This window comes from Acinetobacter brisouii, assembly GCF_008993995.1.
Classification (GTDB): Bacteria; Pseudomonadota; Gammaproteobacteria; order Pseudomonadales; family Moraxellaceae; genus Acinetobacter; species Acinetobacter brisouii_A.
This window is the reverse complement of the sequence record NZ_BKNN01000021.1, coordinates 1-19,115: the sequence shown is the minus strand read 5'-3', so window position 1 is coordinate 19,115 and position 19,115 is coordinate 1. Positions and strand designations below refer to the sequence as shown.

The window sequence follows — 19,115 nt, the reverse complement described above, 5'->3', positions numbered from 1 at the left end:
AGTAAAGAGCAATATAAAAAGGATCATAGGTGCGTCAGAAAATTTTAGCGTGGATGAGTCAACGCTTTCAAATGCAAACTGCCAAGAGGATTAAGCAGCGTGATATTTTAGTCTTCTTGCATCGTGATGGCATTTTATATGGCGTACTGATTGTTCTTACTTTTATTGCAGGGATCAATTATGCCAATAATTTGGTATTGAGCTTATGTTTTTTGGTGAGTGCTTTACTTGCCATGAGTTTTTATTTGGCATTTAAACAATTGCATGGTCTGAACATCGAATTGTTGAGCGATGATGATGTTGGGCAGGTCAATCAACCGTTTATTTTAAGATTGCGATTACATCAAACGAAAGCGACACCCAGATTTTTAAGAATCCAGATAGAAGAGCAAATCCTCTGTATTCTGATGAAAGAAGTGAGCCAAGATGTCCAAATCATCTTGCATCCACAACATCGTGGGCTTTATCCATTACCTCACTGTCGCATTATAGCGACCTATCCTTTTGGTGTTGTACGCGCTTGGACGTATCTGTATTTTCAGCATCAGGTCTGGATTGCGCCACAACCTGTGACGCTTGCAGGTGAAAGTAAACTGAGTCACCAGCATCAACAGCAAAGTTTAGAAGAATTTCATGATTTGCGTAATTATGTAGAGGGTGACACCTTGCAGCGTGTTTCATGGAAGCATGTTGCACGTGATCAAGGTTGGTTTGTGAAGCGTTTTGAACAAGAGCCGAACGCCCAAATTCAAATGATTGAATATGCCAAAATGCCAAGTGCTATGCATGAAGTGCGCTTATCAATGATGATGGCAATGGTTGATCAATGTGAGCAAGAAAAACGAGCTTATGGCATGTTATTGCCACATGCGGAATTAGGTGTTGGCTCAGGTGTTCGTCAGTATCAGCAAGCGAAAAAGCTTTTAGCGCAGGCATAAATATGAATAAACAAATTCAGCTTTTGGTCTTGGGGGTTTTACTGGTGATCTTGGTTGCGCAAATTGCATTTGCGCCTATCAGTTTGCTGGTTGCATATGCTGTGATTTGGCTGGCTGCACTACGTATGTTTTGGGGCAAACGTTCACTGGTTTTGCCTGTCGTATTGCGTGGAGGCTTTGTTGTTCTAGGCTTGGGGTGTATTTATTTACAGTATCGAACATTTTTCGGTATAGATGCTGGAGTTTCGTTTCTAAGCTTATGTTTATATGGCAAGGCATTGGAAAGTAAAGATAAGCGCGATGCTTTAGTGAGTTTTAACTTTGCTTTGTTTGTATTCGCAAGTTTATTCTTACATAGTCAAGCATTTTATATGGCCGTTCTGATTTTCATTGGCGTGATAATTTCATTACTTGGGCTGTATGCAATTCAAAAGGCAGATTTCACAGAACATACCTTGCCTGATAAAAAAGAATTATGGGCAGATACATTACATATTTTTAAAGCGATTGCATTTGCAATGCCATTTTTTATGGTGCTTTTTTTATTTTTCCCTAGATTTCCACCACTTTGGTATATTCCATTACCTGACCAAAATAAAGCGGTCACAGGCGTAACAGACCAACTTTCATTAGGAGATATTGCTGAGTTGTCACAATCTAATGCACTGGCATTTCGGATTGTTTTACCAGTATCTCATTTGCCATCGCGTTCAGCATTATATTGGCGTGGCATGGTGTTAGATGATTTTGATGGGCAGAAATGGCGAAGCAGTGAAGTAAACCAACAATGGCTCTTTGATCAGGCTGTACCAATAGCCAATGCACGGCATTTTAATTACATCTATTTACAAGCTGATCCTGAGCAGCGTTGGATTATGGGCTTAGAACATTCTATTCCTATGAGTGGGCGTTATGTGTTGCGACAAGATGGAAGTATTATTGCACGCCGTCCTGTACAAACCACTCAACCTATTGCGCTGACATGGATTTCAGCAAGCTCACCAAATGCAGATTTACCAAATTATATCCGACAGATTAATTTACGATTACCTGAAACAGATCCACGGAGTAAAGCATTAGCGCAACAATTATATAATGAAAGTGGACAGCAGCCTGAGCAATATATTCAATCTGTATTACGTTGGTATCGAGAGAATAAATTTAGCTACAGTTTAAGCCCTGGACGATTACAGGGTGATCGTGTTGATCAATTTTTATTTCAGACACGTGTCGGTTTCTGTGAGCATTTTGCATCTAGCTTTGTGGTACTTATGCGTGCTGCGGGTATTCCAGCACGCGTTGTTGTTGGTTATCAGGGGGGACAACCCGCGCCTGATCATCAAAGTTGGGAAGTTCGTCAGCTGGACGCCCATGCATGGACTGAGGTTTGGATAAATCGACACTGGCAAAGAATAGATCCAACAGCTCTAGTTGCTCCACAACGTATTGATGGTGGTATGCAGAATTATTCAAATCAAATACGTCAACAGACCAATACAACTTTCTTGACGAATCAGCGTTTGTCATTCATGAATAAATTACGTGTTTGGAGTGATTATGCGAGTTATCAATGGCAAAGTAAGGTGGTTGGATATGATGTTGAGCAACAACGTAGCTGGTTAAAGCAATGGGGGATCAACTCACAAGCCAAACTACTTTGGATATTGGTTGTGACAATACTGAGTTTATTACTGCTATATATAGCGATCATTCTATGGAGAAACCGAGTACAACGTACACCCTATGAGCAAATAATTTATAAATTTAATCAGACACTTGATTCAAGTTTACAAAAACAGTCTGCGGAAACATTTCAAAAATGGATGTTGCGTTTAAGCCAACAATTAAATATTGAGCAGCGGTCAGTTTTTCATCGTGTCGTTTTGATTCAGCAGCAGCTCGTTTTTCAGCAAAAACAGCAGGTTGATTCTAAAATTTGGTTGGAGTTTTCTTCTTTGCTTAAAGAGTGTTCGATTGTTTTGAAAAAACATAGAAATGACTTGTCACGGTAATTAAATCTGAATATTATACAGGCACTTTAGGCGTATAGCTCAGTTGGTTAGAGCGCTACGTTGACATCGTAGAGGTCTCCAGTTCGAGTCTGGATATGCCTACCAAGATAAAGTAAGGGTTTACAAGTAATTTCAATAGCTTGTAAGCCCTTTTTTAATTGCTGTAATTTTTTATTTGTCGCAAAACTTGCATAAATTTGTAAGGTTTCGGCTTATTTTGCACCGATTTTTTATAATTCATTCTGCACTAACCAAAATTCTAACGCTGTGACGATAGTGCAAACTAAAACGTAAATTACTGAATGTGAAGTTTATCGGAAACTCAATGTTTCTAAGATGAGAAGCATTGTTTCGCAAGACGTAGCGAAGCGTAGTCTTCCGATGGAAAAATCAAACTATACTCAGTCATGAGCTATTCTCGCTAAAGTTAAATCCATAGCTAAATTCTAAAGGTAGTAGCACAAAAAATTTTGTAAAATACCATTTCATAAGGTTTTGGTCGTGTTACCAAATTCAGTAATCAGTTATATGATCTTGCTATCTTAATACTTAATAAAACATAACAGATGAGTGAACTGAATAACCCAAATGGGTAAAATTGAAAAATACCCTGCAAAAAATAAATGATAGGGTGACTGTGTTGGAAAATGGTCAAAATACAGTCATTAACATGATGGAAAACGCTCAACTATTCCTACATTCTTGGTTCATATTTCTGATGCATAGTCGCATCCTGTAAATAATTGTTATATATCTTTTTGATTTAAACAAATGAGATATGATCTTATTTAAAATTTGTTGAATTTTAATCGAATCAAAATGGTTTTTTTAAAAATCAGAGTAAAACACTGCGATGACAAGCAATGGGTTCCTAGATTCAATATCTCATTATGTTATTCATTTTTAAAATTTAAGCTGAGTGTCGTATGCAACGCAAAAAACTCTTGATATTGGTCTGTCTGTTGATACTGATAGGTGGTGGGATTACCTATTTCATTAAAAACAAAAATGCTCAGAAACGAAATGGCCCACCAGAGAGTACGACTTCAGTACAAGTTGCAACTGCCAGTCAAAGCAATGTCCCTGTGATTTTATCTGCACTCGGTACAGTGACGGCTAGTCAGACGGTTTCAGTGACGAGCCGAATTGAAGGTCACTTACAGGAAGTTTATTTTAAAGAAGGTCAGTATGTACAAAAGGGCGAGTTGTTGGCAAAAGTCGATACGCGTTCTTACGAAGCAACCTTACAGCAATATCAGGGGCAACTGGCAGAAGACCAAGCACAGCTGAATAGCGCCAAACTGACTTTGGCACGTTACAAGCGCTTATATGCTCAAGATTCGATTGCTAAACAAGATTTAGATACTCAAACAGCGACAACTGCGCAATATGAAGGGGCAATTAAAGCCGATCTTGGGCAAATTGCATCGGCTAAACTCAATATTGAGTATGGTCGTATTGAAGCGCCAATTTCAGGGTATATTGGGATTCGCAGTGTCGATGTCGGCAACTTGGTGAGTACAGATTCAAGTACCGCAATTGCAACCATTACTCAAACTAAACCAATTGCGGTGGTGTTTAGTATTCCTCAGACAAAACTAGATGAAGTGGTTCAGCCGATTCGTAACGGTGGCAAGCTTGTTGTAAAAGCCTATGACCAGCAAGGTAAAACTGTATTGGCTGAAGGGTCTGTTGGCGTGATTAGCAATGAAATCGACTCGACCACAGGCACAGTGAAATTAAAAGCAACCTTCAATAATGACGATAATAAATTGTTCCCGAACCAGTTTGTGAATGTCAAATTACAAACAGGTGAGTTAAATAACGCCATTGTGGTACCGAGTGCAGCAGTACAAGCCAGTACTGCAGGTCAGTATGTCTTTGTGATTGATCAAAAGTCAGTTGCACATAAAGTGATGGTCAAAGTTGGCCCACAAACTGAAGATGGTAAAACCGCGATTCTTTCTGGGGTAACAGCAGGTCAAAAAGTTGTGACAACAGGTGTGGATTCGTTAGGTAATGGCTCTAAAGTCAATATCGTGACAGCTCAACAGGTTGATACGAGTGTTTTAGATAATGCATCAAGCAAAGGCCGACATTTCCCTAGATAAATTATGAATCCATCTCGCATATTTATTGAAAGACCGATCGCCACAATGCTTATGATGATTGCGGTGATCCTGAGTGGTCTATTGGCGTATCGCAGCTTGTCGATTTCAGCATTGCCTGAAGTCGATTATCCTGTGATTCAGGTGACAACACAGTTTCCAGGTGCAGGGCCAGAAGTGATGACCAGTAGTGTCACTGCGCCACTGGAACGGCAACTTGGGCAAATGGCAGGTTTGAGTCAGATGTATTCCACCAGTTCAGGTGGTGCATCGGTGATTACTTTAAAGTTTAATCTCGATACGTCTTTGGATGTTGCCGAGCAAGAAGTTCAAGCGGCGATTAATGCAGCGAACTCCTTGCTACCAAGTGACTTACCGAATCCTCCAACCTATAAAAAGGTCAACCCTGCTGATACCCCGATTCTGACCTTGGCAGCGACGTCTGATACCTTACCGCTGACCAAAGTTCAAGATTTGATCAACACCCGCGTAGCTTTGAAATTGTCACAAATTTCAGGAGTGGGTTTGGTGAGTCTGGCAGGGGGTCAGCAGCAGGCGGTACGAATTCGTGCCAATCCAGCAGCGCTTGCCAGTCATGGTTTAACGCTTGATGATGTTGATACGGTGATCAATGATGCCAATGTCAACGGCTCAAAAGGTGGTTTTGACGGGCCTGAACGTTCAGTGACAATTGATGCCAATGACCAGCTACAAAATGCCGATGAATACAGTAACCTGATTTTGAAGTATGAAAATGGTCAGGCGTTATATTTGCATGATGTTGCAACCATTGAACAAGCGCCGCAAGATGAATATCAACAGGCTTGGGCAAATGGTAAACCTGCCATTATTATCAATATTCAGCGTCAACCGGGTACCAATGTTGTTTCGATTGTCGATACCATTAACGCTAAATTACCTGAAATTCAAGCCAGTTTGCCAGGCGCAGTAAAAATCAGTACGTTATCTGACCGTACCGATACCATTCGTGCTTCAATTTCCGATGTTCAGTTTGAATTGGTTTTGGCGATTGCTTTGGTGGTGATGGTGTCATTCCTGTTCTTACGCACCTTTGCAACCACACTGATTCCAAGTTTGGCGGTTCCTTTGTCAATCGTAGGGACATTTGGCGTGATGTATCTGGCAGGCTTCTCGATTAACAACCTGACTTTAATGGCACTGACCATTGCCACAGGTTTCGTAATTGATGATGCGATTGTGGTGGTGGAAAACATTCAGCGGCATATTGAGGAAGGTGAAAAACCTATGATTGCTGCCCTGAAAGGCTCGCAAGAAATTGGTTTTACCATTATTTCCCTGACGATTTCCCTAATTGCCGTTCTGATTCCTTTGTTGTTTATGGGGGATGTGATTGGGCGTTTGTTCCGTGAGTTTTCGATCACGCTCGCCGTTTCGATTTTGGTGTCGATGTTTGTGTCTTTGACCTTGACCCCAATGCTCAGTGCATATTTGCTCAAACATATTCCTGAGGAAAAGCACAATAAGCTGGCACAAGGTTTTGGTCGTGGCTTTGATAAGTTGCTGCATTTTTATGAAAAATGTTTGCTCTGGGTGCTGGATCATCAACCTTTTACCTTGGCGGTTGCGATTATTTCCTTAGTAATCACGGCAGCATTATATCTTTGGATTCCTAAAGGTTTCTTCCCTGCGCAAGACACAGGGAAAATTCAAGGGATTACCCTTGCATCGCAAGATGTTTCTTATAGTGAAATGGTTAAACGTCAGCAAGCGTTGACTGTTGCATTGCAGCAAGATCCTGCTGTGGACTCGATTGCCTCAATTGTTGGGGTCGATGCCACCAATAACACCTCCTTAAATATGGGGCGTTTGCAGATCAGTCTGAAAGATTTTGGCGAACGAGATAAAGCCGATGTGGTGATTGCTCGACTCAAAGAGCGAGCCGCTAAAATCGCAGGCATTCAGCTTTATGCCATTAAAAGCCAAGATTTGAATGTTGATGATCAAGTTACACCAAGTCAATATCAGCTTACTTTAGATGCTGCCGAACAAATAGATCTAGAAAATTGGGTACCACAATTTGTTGATGCATTGAAGCAACGTGCAGAATTTAAAGATGTGAATACCAATCTGCAAAATCAGGCAAAAGTGGCTTATGTTGAAATTAATCGCGATGAAGCCAGTCGTTATGGTTTAACCGCCAGTGATATTGACACCGCTTTGTATAATGCATTTGGTCAACATCTTATTTCTACGATTTATACACAAGCCAACCAATATCGCGTGGTTCTTGAAGTACCACCTGAGTACAAACAGGATACATCAGCTTTCTCTCATATTTATTTGAAAGCATCGAGTGATTCGAGCAGCAGCTCAACTACAACGACTTCTTCAACGACAAGCAGTTCAACCACGAGTACCACCACAACCACGAGCAGCAGTATGGTACCACTCAGTAACTTGATTACAGTGACTGAAAAACCAGGGTATCTGACCTATGCTCGCCGTGACCAAACGCCTGCGGCAACCGTTTCATTTAACCTTGCCGATGGTTACTCGATTGAACAGGCACGTCAGGCGATTGATGACGTTAAACAAAAAATTCAGATGCCAGATACTGTCAATCTACAGTATCAGGGTTCACTTGAAGCATTTAGCTCATCGAGCCAAAATACATTATGGCTCATTTTGGCGGCAGTCATCACCATGTATATCGTGTTGGGTATTCTGTATGAAAGCTGGATTCACCCGATTACTGTATTGTCAACTTTGCCATCTGCCGCGATTGGTGCGCTGTTGGCACTGAAATTGACAGGCACTGAGTTTACCTTGATTGCCTTGATCGGGATTATTTTGCTGATCGGGATTGTCAAGAAAAATGCCATCATGTTGATTGACTTTGCTTTAGATGAACAACGCCAAGGGAAAAATGCTCACGATGCAATTTATCAGGCATGTTTGTTACGTTTCCGCCCTATCTTGATGACCACCTGTGCGGCATTACTCGGGGCTATACCGTTGATGCTTGCTTCTGGTTCTGGTGCAGAGTTACGCCAACCTTTGGGTCTAGTGATCGTTGGTGGTCTGATTTGTAGCCAATTATTGACTTTATTTACCACACCTGTGATTTATCTGGCTTTTGAGAAATTAGCGCATCGGAAAAAATCAGGGGCAGTCTCATGAACCTGTCGAAAGTCTTTATTTTAAGACCGATTGCCACCATTTTGGTCAGCTTGGCGCTGACCTTGTTGGGAGCATTGGCATTTCGTTTGCTGCCTGTCGCACCTTTACCACAAATTGACACCCCAACCATTATGGTACAAGCCAGTTTGGCGGGGGCAAGCCCTGAAACCATGGCTGCTACAGTGGCAACACCACTTGAACGTGCTATGGGGCAAATTGCAGGGATTACAGAGTTAACCTCGTCGAGTAGTCAGGGTTCAACCAATGTGATTGTGCAGTTTGACCTCAATCGTGATATTGATGGTGCAGCACGAGATGTACAAGCTGCGATTAATGCAGCACGGAGTCTGTTACCAAGCAGTATGAAGTCTTTGCCGACTTATCGTAAGGCGAATCCGTCCGATGCTCCGATTTTAATGTTGGCACTGACATCCGATACCCTAAATCGTGGGCAATTATATGATTTGGCATCGAGTAAGTTGCAGCAAAAAATTGCACAAGTACAGGGTGTTGGTCAAGTTTCTTTAAGAGGTGGCGCTTTACCTGCGGTACGGATTAATCTTGATCCGAAACAGCTCACCAGTTATGGCATTAGTTTGGATACGGTTCGTGCAGCAGTAGACAATGCCACCACCAACTCACCACGTGGTTTGCTGAGTGGCAAAAACTATACATGGTGGATTGATGCCAATGGTCAGTTGACCAAAGCTAAAGATTATCAGGATTTGGTTGTGGCCTATCGTAATGGTGCCGCTGTTCGTTTGCATGATGTTGCTTCGGTCACTGACTCGATTCAGGATATTTATTCCGCAGGTTACTTTAATAATCAGCCATCTGTTTCAATCGCAGTGACCCGTCAGGCGGGTGCAAACATGCTTGAAACGATTGATGCGATTAAAACGCAAATTCCTATTTTGAATGAAATGTTACCCAAAGGTACGCAAATTACCTTGGCGATTGACCGTTCATTGACCATTCGTAGCGCCCTACATGAGACTGAAGAAACCCTGATTATTGCGATTCTTTTGGTCATTTCAGTGGTGTTTATTTTCTTAAGGAAAGGGCACGCATTACTGATTCCTGCGATTACTTTACCTATTTCGATTGTCAGTACTTTTGCGGTGATGTATGTACTGGGCTATAGTCTTGATGCGCTCTCCATGATGGCATTGATTGTCGCTACAGGTTTTGTGGTTGATGATGCAATTGTGGTTCTGGAGAATATCAGTCGGCATATTGAAGAAGGCATGACCCCGATGGATGCTGCTCTGAAAGGCAGTAAAGAAGTCGGCTTTACCGTTTTATCGATGACTGCTTCATTGATTGCCGTTTTTATTCCTTTGCTGTTAATGAGTGGTGTTTTAGGGCGACTGTTTCGTGAGTTTGCAGTAACGCTTTCGGTGGCATTGTTGGTGTCGATGTTTGTATCTTTAACGCTGACACCGATGCTATGTTCACGTTTGTTAAAGAAAGAAACAGGCGATGAAAAAGAAAACCGTTTTATGGCATGGATGGGCAAGTGTCTAGACCGAGTACATCATGCTTACGTGCGAAGCCTTAGTGTGATTATGCGTCACAAGCGTCTGACCATGCTGACCCTACTAATTACAGTCATTGGGAATGTCTACTTGTATAAAGTGGTCGAAAAAGGATTATTTCCCGATCAAGACAATGGTTTGTTAATGGGGCAGTTACGGGCGGATCAGGCGACTAGTTTCCAGTCTATCGAACCGCAACTTAAAGCGATTAGCCAAAAATTGCAAAAAGACAAAGACATTCAGTACGTCATTGCTTCTACAGGCGGTGGTGGCTTTGGTTCTCGCAATACGGCGAACTTCTTTATTCGCTTAAAGGATGAAAGTCAGCGTAAAGAATCGGCAATGCAAATCGCTAACCGTATTACCATGCAAAACAGTAAGTTGGCAGGAATGTCATTATTTTTGATGCCTGCTCAGGACTTGCGTGTGGGTGGTCGTAGTGCCAACGCAACTTATCAGTACAGTTTGCAAAGTGATAGTTTGGAAACCTTGCGTGACTGGAGTCCAAAGGTTTATGCAACTTTAAAACAATTGCCGCAACTCACCAGTGTGGATAGCGATGCACAATCAGGTGGTCTGGAAGTTAAAGTGGTGATTGATCGTGCCGCTGCACAGCGTTATGGCTTAAATGTCGATGAGATTGATACTTTTCTCAATAACGCCTTTAGTCAGCGTCAAATTGCAACGCAGTACCAAATGTTGAATCAGTATTACAGTATTATTGGATTGAACAGCAATTATACCCAAGACCCTGAAGTCTTGAAGCAGTTGTATGTGTTAACCAGTGATAATCAATCTATTCCAATTTCAGCTTTTGCGCATTTAGAGTATGGCACTGCGCCATTATCTGTGGCGCATCAAGGGCAAATGGCGACCACCACAATTGCCTTTAACTTGGCAGATGGTGTGTCTTTGGAGCAAGCCAAAACGGCGATTGATCAGGCTATGGTTAAAATTGGTTTACCAGACACAGTTCATGGCAGTATGGCAGGAACAGCACAGGTATTTGAAACTTTGGTTAAACAAATGCCTTGGCTGATTTTGGCTGCTTTAGCAACGATTTATATCTTGCTAGGCATGCTGTACGAAAGTTGGATTCATCCCATTACGATTTTATCGACTTTACCTTCGGCAGGTGTGGGGGCATTGGTCTTAATGATGATGACGGGTACACAACTCACGGTGATTGCCCTGATCGGGATTCTCTTGTTGATCGGAATTGTGAAAAAGAATGCGATTTTGATGATTGATTTTGCATTAACTGCAGAAAAACAACAGAATCTTGCGCCTGAGCAAGCGATTGCCAAAGCTTGTGATAAGCGTTTTCGCCCAATTCTCATGACCACATTGGCGGCTTTCTTTGGTGCATTGCCATTAATTATTCAGACAGGGTCAAACTCTGCACTCCATCGCCCACTCGGGATTGCGATTTGTGGTGGTTTGGTATTTAGCCAGTTATTAACCTTGTATACAACGCCTGTGGTGTATGTGTATTTAGATCGTTTTGGTTCATGGGTGAAGTCATTTTGGAAACGTCCAAATTCATCGCATGTTCCCCTAAATGATGAGCATTGATATGTTGAAAAATAAATTATGCCTAGCCCTGTGTTGTGCACTGCCGATTTTTTCGGGATGTACTATAGGGCCAAACTATAAAAAGCCTGAAATTTCAATGCCTGTGACTTATAAAGAAGCGGCACAGGGTTGGAAAGTAGCACAGCCTCAAGATCAGCAAAGTCGTGGTGCTTGGTGGGAAATTTATCAAGATCCAATTTTGAATAACTTGCAGCAACAAGTCGTGGTGTCGAATCAAAACGTTGCGCAGTATGTCGCGAAGTATGAACAAGCGGCAGCACTGGTTTCACAAGCCAAAGCAGAACGCGCTCCAACTGTGAGTGCAACAGGCAGTGGCACACGCAGCGCACAAAGTCAGGCAAAACCAAGTAATAGTTATAGTGCTGAAGCAAGTGTAAGCTGGGAACTCGATCTGTGGGGGAAACTCAAACGGACGGTCAATGAAGATAAAGCTTCGGCTCAAGCCAGTGCAGCAGACCTTGCCAATGCAACTCTAAGTGCGCAAACTACACTGGCACAGGATTACTTTGCCTTGCGCGTACTGGACAAACGCATTGCTCTGTATGACAAAACCATTGACACCTACACGCGCTACCGCAAGGTTTTGGCTGCCAAATATAAAGAAGGTGTGATTGCCAAGTCAGATTTAACTCAAGCAGAGTCATCATTATATAGTGCCAAATCTTCCCGTGAAGATTTGGTATGGCAACGTGCCCAATATGAACATGCGATCGCGATGCTCATTGGGAAAATGCCTGCCCAGTTTGATTTGCCTGTTAGTCAGGCAGCTTTACCTAAAATTCCAAATGTACCATTGACTTTACCAAGCCGTTTATTGGAACGCCGTCCAGATATTGCATCTGCTGAGCGGAGTTTAGCGGCTGCCAATGAAGAAATTGGCATCGCAATTGCGGGTTATTTCCCTGACATTACTCTATCAGGTTCGGGTGGATACTCTGCAAGTGGTTTGTCAAACCTGATTAGCGCACAAAACCTGTTGTGGTCTTTGGGTGCATCTGCAACCCAAACCGTATTTGACTTTGGTGCCAACAAAGCCAAAGTCAAACAGGCACGAGCAGCTTATGATGAGTCTGTTGCGAACTACAAGCAGACTGTACTAGAAGCCATGCAAAATATTGAAGATTACTTGGCAGAAGGCACCAGTTTAAGCAAGGAAGTACAACATACCAGTCAGTCTTTGGCGGCGGCAACGGAAACCGCACGCATCATGCGTAACCAGTACAATGAAGGTATGATTGACTATACTGATGTCGCTTCAACCGAAGCAACGCGTTTATCGAGTGAGCAAAGTTTATTGCAGCTTCAATCAACTCAGCTACAAAACAGTGTGGCATTAATTACCGCATTGGGTGGTGGTTGGCAAAGCAGTGATTTACCAAAGTAAAGTAATGCGATCAAAAAAAGACCTTGCATAAGCAAGGTTTTTTTATTGGAGTGATTTAAGCGAAACCATGTGATTTGATCGGTTGAATGAGTCGAACCAATATCCCACCGACCACGCTGTATAGAATCATTACGGTACTCACCGACATTTCCAGTTTCATTGGCAAGATATACAAAATCGCGCCTGAAACCAGACCGAAGATAAATTGTAATGCACCAAGCAATGCACTGGCTTGACCTGCACGATGCCCTTGTTTGGATAATGCTAAAACAGTGGCATTGGGGCCAATAAAACCGACACAGGCAACAATCATAAATAGACCGAGCATCATGCTCCAAATGGCAATATGCTGACTAAATACAAAAGCGCTGAGAAGAATTGCACCCAAAAATTGCATGCTTGAACCAACCTTCAACAGATCTAATGAGTCATAGCGTTTAATCAAAAAACGGTTGAGGTTGGATACCGCAATAATTCCGCATGAGTTCACACCAAACAATAGCGCAAATGTACCTGAGCCTACGCCAAGATGATCAATAAAGATTTCTGAAGCGCTGTTGATGTAAGTAAACATCATGCCCATTAAAATGCCGCTTGCCACTGCAGGCACAATAAAACTGCGGTCTAGGAACAGATCGACATAGCTTTTTAGGGCTGAGCCAACTGTATGTTTTTGACGGCGTTCAACAGGCAGTGTTTCAGGAAATTTGAAATATGAAACCGCCATCGCCATGATGCCTAACAGGAACAGCACCACAAAAATCGAGCGCCAGTTAAACGCCCATAGCATCAAGCTACCACTGAGCGGTGCAATAATCGGGGCAACCCCTTGCACAATCATCAGTAGGGAAAAGGCATGTGCAGCTTCTGGGCCACTCATGCGGTCACGAATGGCAGAACGTGCAACCACGACACCGACACAACCACCGAGGGCTTGGGCAATACGCGCAATGAGTAGAACTTCAAGATGCATGGCAAAGATACAGATTGCACTCGCCAAAACATAGAGAGTTAAACCGAAAAATAAGGGTTTACGACGACCAAAATGATCGCTGATGGGGCCATAGAGCAGTTGTCCAAATGCCAGTCCCATAAAATAAGCGGGTAAAGTATTGGAGATTTGAGCAGTGCTGACAGATAAATCTTTTGCCATGGTCGGGAGTGCTGACAGGTACATGTCAATTGAGAACGGACCCAATGCTGTCAGTACAGCAAGCGCTACAATCCACGACAGGGAGTATGGCTTTTGTTGCATAGGAGATACCAAAATAAAAGATGACTTTAATTTTTACAGCCAAAAACTAAAGTCATCGAATCGGGTTAATGATGGAAAAGCTTATTCGTCATCAATGACCGTATGCGCGTTGGATGTACCGTGTTGCCAGTAACCCGCTGCTTTAATGGCATCCTTCGCCACCTGATACTGTTCAACCAGTGTTTTACGCAACTGGCGTGCGACCTGAGTTTCTGTTGCCACCCAAATGAAATAATCGTGTTGAGGCAAAGTCAGGCTTTCTAAAGCTTGTTTAAATAAAGTCACTTGACCACTAGCTTGACCTTCACGGTGTAACCAAGTGATTTGAGTTTTTGCTGCCGACTTGAACGTAATTTCATCATTTGATGAATTGACTTCGACCACGACAGTGGCTTGAGCCGATGCAGGAAGCTCTTCTAAACGACGAGCAATTGCGGGTAATGCAGTTTCATCACCAATCAAGACATAATGCTGATAGGCCATAGGAATCACCATTGAACCACGAGGGCCACCAATGGCGATTTGATCACCAATTTTAGCATGTTGTGCCCATTCTGTGGCAGGGCCAGCATCGTGAATCACAAAATCAATCGCCAGCGTTTTTGCATCGAGATCAAACAAACGAGGCGTATAGTCACGTGAAATTGGTTTGATGTCATCGGCAAATTTTAGACCGTGCTCAGTCATTTCAGGTTTGATTAAACGCCCTGTTGCCGCATCTGGGAAAAACAGTTTGACGTGGTCGTCGAAGCTATCGCTTTTAAAGTCAGCAAGATCATCGCCCTGAAACACAATACGAATCAGGCTTGGGCTAATTTGGAGAACTTCTTGTACCGTCACAATACGGAATTTAAGTTGATGACGGACGCGGTAAGGTTTTTTATCGAGTGTTGCTGTGCTTGTAGTCATTGTTGAACCCTGTTTCAGTTGTTGTAATGTTGCTGCGGCATTTTTGAGTGCCTGTATAAAAATCTCAGCTTCTTTGGCATTCAGTGGGTGACCTGCCAATACTTCACGAACTTCTTTCTTAAACTCATGCAAAGTATCGAGAACAAGAGCTGGCTGCTGCGAACGAATATTGATTCGATTCAAGATTTCATGAATATGTTCTTTGTATGAATCAATGACTTCATTGCCAAGTTCAGTGATTTGATAACTTTGCTTTCGCGCATCTTCTGCACAAACCTGACTACGAATCAGTTGCTTCTCTTGCAAATCTGTCAGCAAGGGATAAATCATGCCCGCGCTTGGGCTGTAGTTACCATTGGTCATTTCTTGAACAGCTTTGATTAATTCATAGCCATGTCGAGGTTTTTGGGCAATCAGATGGAGTACCACCCAACGCAAACCGCCATGTCCAAAACCTTTGTGATTGGATTTACCACGCATAGGAAGATTAGAAGTAAAAAAGATATATCTATTCTACACAATAAAATAGATATATCTTTTTTATTTTTCAAATCTGAATATAAATTAGGTAATAAAAATGTGACAAGATGTAGCTGAGCATAAGGCTAGATTTTTAAGTAGTGAACTTAAGTATTGTGATTATTTTTCTTTTCATAAGGGCTTTGTTGCATAAATAATTAAGCATATGATTTTGTTGTATTTATTTTTGGATTAAAATTTTTAAAATCAGTCAGTTACAAAATGTTTGTGCAACAAAACCAATTGAACAAATAAATGAGAATTTAAATACATTTTATCTACATTGAGATTGAGTATAATTCGCATCAATTTTAATAAGCCCTGTCTTCCAATGTTGAAAAAAACGCTTTTCCAAATTCACTGGTTTTTTGGTATTACTGCGGGTTTGATTTTGTCACTTATGGGTATAAGTGGTGCTCTGTTTTCTTATCAACCCCAAATCACCAAACTGATTAATCCAGACAGTTATACTGTTCAGGCTGAAGCGCGTGCAAAGCTGACACCAAGTGAATTATTTCAACATTTTAAGCAACAGCAGCCGAATATTGAAATTAACAGTATTACGATTGCAGAAGCTCCAACCTCATCGTCAGTGGTCAATATTGCCAAACAGGGCGAGCGTCATGGTTATGACATGATGGTTAATCCGTATACGGCACAAGTTTTACCTGAGATTAAAGGCAAAGCTTTTTTTCAGTTTATAGAGCAGTTCCACCGTACTCTGACGATGGGGGAATTGGGCAAGCAATTGACTGGTGCGTGTACGCTGATTCTAATTTACTTTTTGCTCAGTGGTTTGTACTTACGTTTCCCGAAAAAGCACTCTCTGAAACAATGGTTAGCCATTAAACCACAGCTCAAAGGGCGTAATTTTCTTTGGGACTTACATGCCGTTGTGGGGACATGGGTGATGGTGTTTTACCTGATGTTTGCATGTACAGGACTGTTCTGGTCGTATGACTGGTGGCGTGCAGGCATGTTTAAAGTCATGGGCGTAGAAAATACCCGTATGGGTGGCAAGGGGAAACCTGAAGGTCGTCCGCCGCAAGGTATGCAACAGCATGAAGAAGGGCAACAGCGTGGTGGTTCGCAAGGACAACGTCCACAGAATGGGCAAGATCATGGATCTGATGCTGAGCAAGATTCTGCATTGCCAAATCCATTGGTTCAGCAAGAACTCAACCAAGCTTGGACAGGTTTTACCACGCAAGTTGCCCGTGCATATTCAACGGTGACGTTTAATATTCCACAACAAGCTGATGGTCGTGTGAAAATTTCGTTTGTTGATGCCGTTCCACAAAATGAACGTGCGCGTAATAGTGCTGAATTTAATACTCAAAACAATCAACTAGAAAAAGTTGATTTATATGCCAATAAAAAGCTAAATCAGCAAATTATGTCAGGCATGTTGCCTGTACACCGTGGCAGCTTCTTTGGTCCCGTGTATCAGTTTTTTGCGATGCTTTCTGCATTCGCAATGCCGCTGTTCTTTGTAACAGGCTGGATGCTGTATTTAAAACGCCGTAAGCAAAAACGCCTGACTTTGGCAGCGCATGCAGGTTTGAGCGCTGAGCAAGTAGCATTGACCGAGCAAACATGGCTGATTAACTATGCAACGCAAACAGGCACAGCCGAGCAACTGGCTTGGGCAACAGGTAAATCCCTACAACAAGCAGGACTTGGCGTTGTGGTGAAGTCGGTACAGCAACTGACTGCACACGATTTGCAACAGGCACAGCAAGCCCTGTTTATTGTCAGTACTTATGGTACAGCTTCAGCACCAGACTTAGCGGTGGGTTTTAGCAAGCAACTCATGCAGCAGCCTATTGATTTAGCTCAGCTTGATTATGCTGTTCTGGCGTTAGGCTCAAAAGAATATCCAGAAAGTTTCTGTCATTTTGGTCATGCAGTCGATACGTGGCTGACTCGACAAGGGGCAAAGCCATTATTCAAACTGATTGAAGTCGATAATGCCAATCCAAAACACATTCAGCAGTGGTATGAAGCATTGGCTGAAGTGACGGCGAGTGATGTTCAACACGTTGAGATTCAAAAGCAATTTTCAACATGGATGCTCAGCAAACGTGAATTGCTCAATCCAAACAGCTTAGGTGCACCAGCTTTCCATTTAGAATTCAATACCTCAAACAATGTAACATGGCAGGCGGGGGATATTGCAGAAATACAGCCGCAAAATTCTATTGAGTGTATTGAGCAGTTCTTACAGCAGCAAAGTATTTCAATTGAAAGTATGACCAGTCAAGGTTTAAAAATTGTTGATGCTTTAAGAAGTAAAAACCTCACTCAGGCAATAATTGCTTATGCATCATTAGATGAACTACTTGAGCAATTACCTGAATTGCCATTGCGTGAATACTCGATAGCCAGTATTCCTGAGCAGCAGTATTTGCAGTTGGTCGTGCGACAAAAAACCGATGCACATGGTCATTTAGGACTAGGTTCAGGTTGGTTAACACAACATAGCCATGTTGATGAAGAAATGGCGATTGCGATTCGTAGTAATCCATCTTTCCATTTGATTGAAGATGATCGACCAATCATCTGTATTGGGAACGGGACAGGTATTGCAGGTTTATTGAGCTTACTTAAACAGCGTGTTCAGCAAAGTCAGGGTCGTAACTGGTTAATTTTTGGTGAACGTCAGCGTGAGTATGATTATTTCTATCAAAACCAGTTAGAAGCGTGGCAAGCCGAAGGCATGTTGCAGCGTCTAGATTTAGCTTTTTCACGTGATCAGGCAGAGAAACAATATGTACATCACCGCTTACGTGAACAAGCTGAGGTATTAAAAGGTTGGGTTGCCGATGGTGCTGTGTTGTATGTTTGCGGCAGTATCCAAGGTATGGCAAGTGATGTCGATCAGGCTTTGCAAGAGATTTTAGGCGTTAATCAGTTGCAGCATTTGCGTGATACAGGGCGTTATCGCCGTGACGTGTATTAATTACTAAGCCCCTGACTAAATACCCATCCATCAAATTGCCAGAAGGTTTCGGCTTTCTGGCAATTTTTTTGTTTGTAGATCAGAAAATAGATGGCTTTTAAAGTTTCTGTATTATCATAAATATTCTATAAAAATTAGACTGTCCAAGCTGAGGTTTTAGGCATTTGTTGAGATTATTTCGCTTGACGGTGTGGAAGGGAGTCAGTTTTTGCTAAAATGCGCCACTTGGATTGGTCGGTAAGCCAAACGTTTACGCATTTTAATTTTGAAACTTTAAAGGCATGAATTGATATGACAGACAGTAAAATCATGGCTGATCTTTCCTCCCATACCCCAATGATGCATTGGTTTTTATTTATTGATTTATAATAAAATATTTTAAAATTTATAAAAATAGTATACTAAAAAGTACACTTTTAAAATTTACTCACTGACAATAAAAAATATTCCATATAAATATCAAATCCTAAAAGTAACCCATCTACGGTAATACCTCTCCACATTTCTAATCCTTAACTTACTAGGGCGTGTCCTCTAGTTGAAATATTGCTTTCTAAAATTACTAGTTAGAAAAATCGCATAAGCAAGGATAAGTACAAATAAACATTAGACCTCTTGCGAAAGTTAATTTAAGAGCATCCAATTCATCATTCCAGCAATTAAATTCATTCTTAGACCAAAGCGTTTCCGTCTATTTCTATAGCGTTCTGTTAATATCCGAAAATGTTTAAG

Annotated in this window: 9 protein-coding genes, 1 tRNA gene and 1 pseudogene; 8 read left to right on the top strand and 3 right to left on the bottom strand. The window is 42.0% G+C overall.

Going from position 1 to position 19,115, the window contains the following annotated elements; all coding sequences use genetic code 11:
- Positions 1-29: 29 nt before the first annotated feature.
- The 7 genes from GBN19_RS07275 (at position 30) to GBN19_RS07245 (ending at position 12,738) form a co-directional block, all read left to right on the top strand.
- Positions 30-938, top strand: a complete 909-nt coding sequence (locus GBN19_RS07275; RefSeq protein ID WP_151777662.1) for a DUF58 domain-containing protein — start codon at positions 30-32, stop codon at positions 936-938.
- Between the two features lie 2 nt (positions 939-940).
- Positions 941-2,950, top strand: coding sequence for a transglutaminase family protein (locus GBN19_RS07270; RefSeq protein WP_151777661.1), 2,010 nt, complete (start codon positions 941-943; stop codon positions 2,948-2,950).
- Positions 2,951-2,978: 28 nt separating this feature from the next.
- A tRNA-Val gene (locus tag GBN19_RS07265) sits at positions 2,979-3,055 on the top strand.
- 821 nt (positions 3,056-3,876) lie between these two features.
- Positions 3,877-5,061, top strand: a complete 1,185-nt coding sequence (locus tag GBN19_RS07260) for an efflux RND transporter periplasmic adaptor subunit (protein WP_151777660.1) — start codon at positions 3,877-3,879, stop codon at positions 5,059-5,061.
- 3 nt (positions 5,062-5,064) lie between these two features.
- Positions 5,065-8,220 (top strand): efflux RND transporter permease subunit, encoded by a 3,156-nt coding sequence (locus GBN19_RS07255; RefSeq protein ID WP_151777659.1) that lies wholly within the window; start codon positions 5,065-5,067, stop codon positions 8,218-8,220.
- On the top strand, positions 8,217-11,333 hold the full coding sequence (locus GBN19_RS07250; RefSeq protein WP_151777658.1) for an efflux RND transporter permease subunit: 3,117 nt from the start codon (positions 8,217-8,219) through the stop codon (positions 11,331-11,333). The genes GBN19_RS07255 and GBN19_RS07250 overlap by 4 nt, the downstream gene beginning before the upstream one ends.
- A gap of 1 nt (position 11,334) precedes the next feature.
- On the top strand, positions 11,335-12,738 hold the full coding sequence (locus GBN19_RS07245; RefSeq protein WP_151709089.1) for an efflux transporter outer membrane subunit: 1,404 nt from the start codon (positions 11,335-11,337) through the stop codon (positions 12,736-12,738).
- Between the two features lie 55 nt (positions 12,739-12,793).
- On the opposite strand, the gene GBN19_RS07240 is transcribed toward GBN19_RS07245, so the two are convergent.
- Both GBN19_RS07240 and GBN19_RS07235 read right to left on the bottom strand, forming a co-directional pair.
- Positions 12,794-13,993 (bottom strand): multidrug effflux MFS transporter, encoded by a 1,200-nt coding sequence (locus GBN19_RS07240; RefSeq protein WP_151777657.1) that lies wholly within the window; start codon positions 13,991-13,993, stop codon positions 12,794-12,796.
- 81 nt (positions 13,994-14,074) lie between these two features.
- Positions 14,075-15,382: an SIP domain-containing protein gene (locus GBN19_RS07235; protein ID WP_151777656.1), complete on the bottom strand. Its 1,308-nt coding sequence runs from the start codon at positions 15,380-15,382 to the stop codon at positions 14,075-14,077.
- 370 nt (positions 15,383-15,752) lie between these two features.
- Here GBN19_RS07235 and GBN19_RS07230 point away from each other — a divergent pair, with 370 nt between their 5' ends.
- Positions 15,753-18,383, top strand: coding sequence for a PepSY domain-containing protein (locus tag GBN19_RS07230; protein WP_151777655.1), 2,631 nt, complete (start codon positions 15,753-15,755; stop codon positions 18,381-18,383).
- A 624-nt stretch (positions 18,384-19,007) separates the two neighbouring features.
- On the opposite strand, the pseudogene GBN19_RS07225 reads toward GBN19_RS07230, so the two are convergent.
- Positions 19,008-19,115: pseudogene (locus GBN19_RS07225) on the bottom strand (IS5/IS1182 family transposase); the annotation flags it as partial.

What these genes read in the sequence shown, in the direction of transcription:
- GBN19_RS07255 (WP_151777659.1), top strand. Translation starts at nt 5,065, where the DNA reads ATGAATCCATCTCGCATATTTATTGAAAGACCGATCGCCACAATGCTT.
- GBN19_RS07245 (WP_151709089.1), top strand. Translation starts at nt 11,335, where the DNA reads ATGTTGAAAAATAAATTATGCCTAGCCCTGTGTTGTGCACTGCCGATT.
- GBN19_RS07260 (WP_151777660.1), top strand. Translation starts at nt 3,877, where the DNA reads ATGCAACGCAAAAAACTCTTGATATTGGTCTGTCTGTTGATACTGATA.
- GBN19_RS07270 (WP_151777661.1), top strand. Translation starts at nt 941, where the DNA reads ATGAATAAACAAATTCAGCTTTTGGTCTTGGGGGTTTTACTGGTGATC.
- GBN19_RS07230 (WP_151777655.1), top strand. Translation starts at nt 15,753, where the DNA reads ATGTTGAAAAAAACGCTTTTCCAAATTCACTGGTTTTTTGGTATTACT.
- GBN19_RS07250 (WP_151777658.1), top strand. Translation starts at nt 8,217, where the DNA reads ATGAACCTGTCGAAAGTCTTTATTTTAAGACCGATTGCCACCATTTTG.
- GBN19_RS07240 (WP_151777657.1), bottom strand. Translation starts at nt 13,993, where the DNA reads ATGCAACAAAAGCCATACTCCCTGTCGTGGATTGTAGCGCTTGCTGTA.
- GBN19_RS07235 (WP_151777656.1), bottom strand. Translation starts at nt 15,382, where the DNA reads ATGCGTGGTAAATCCAATCACAAAGGTTTTGGACATGGCGGTTTGCGT.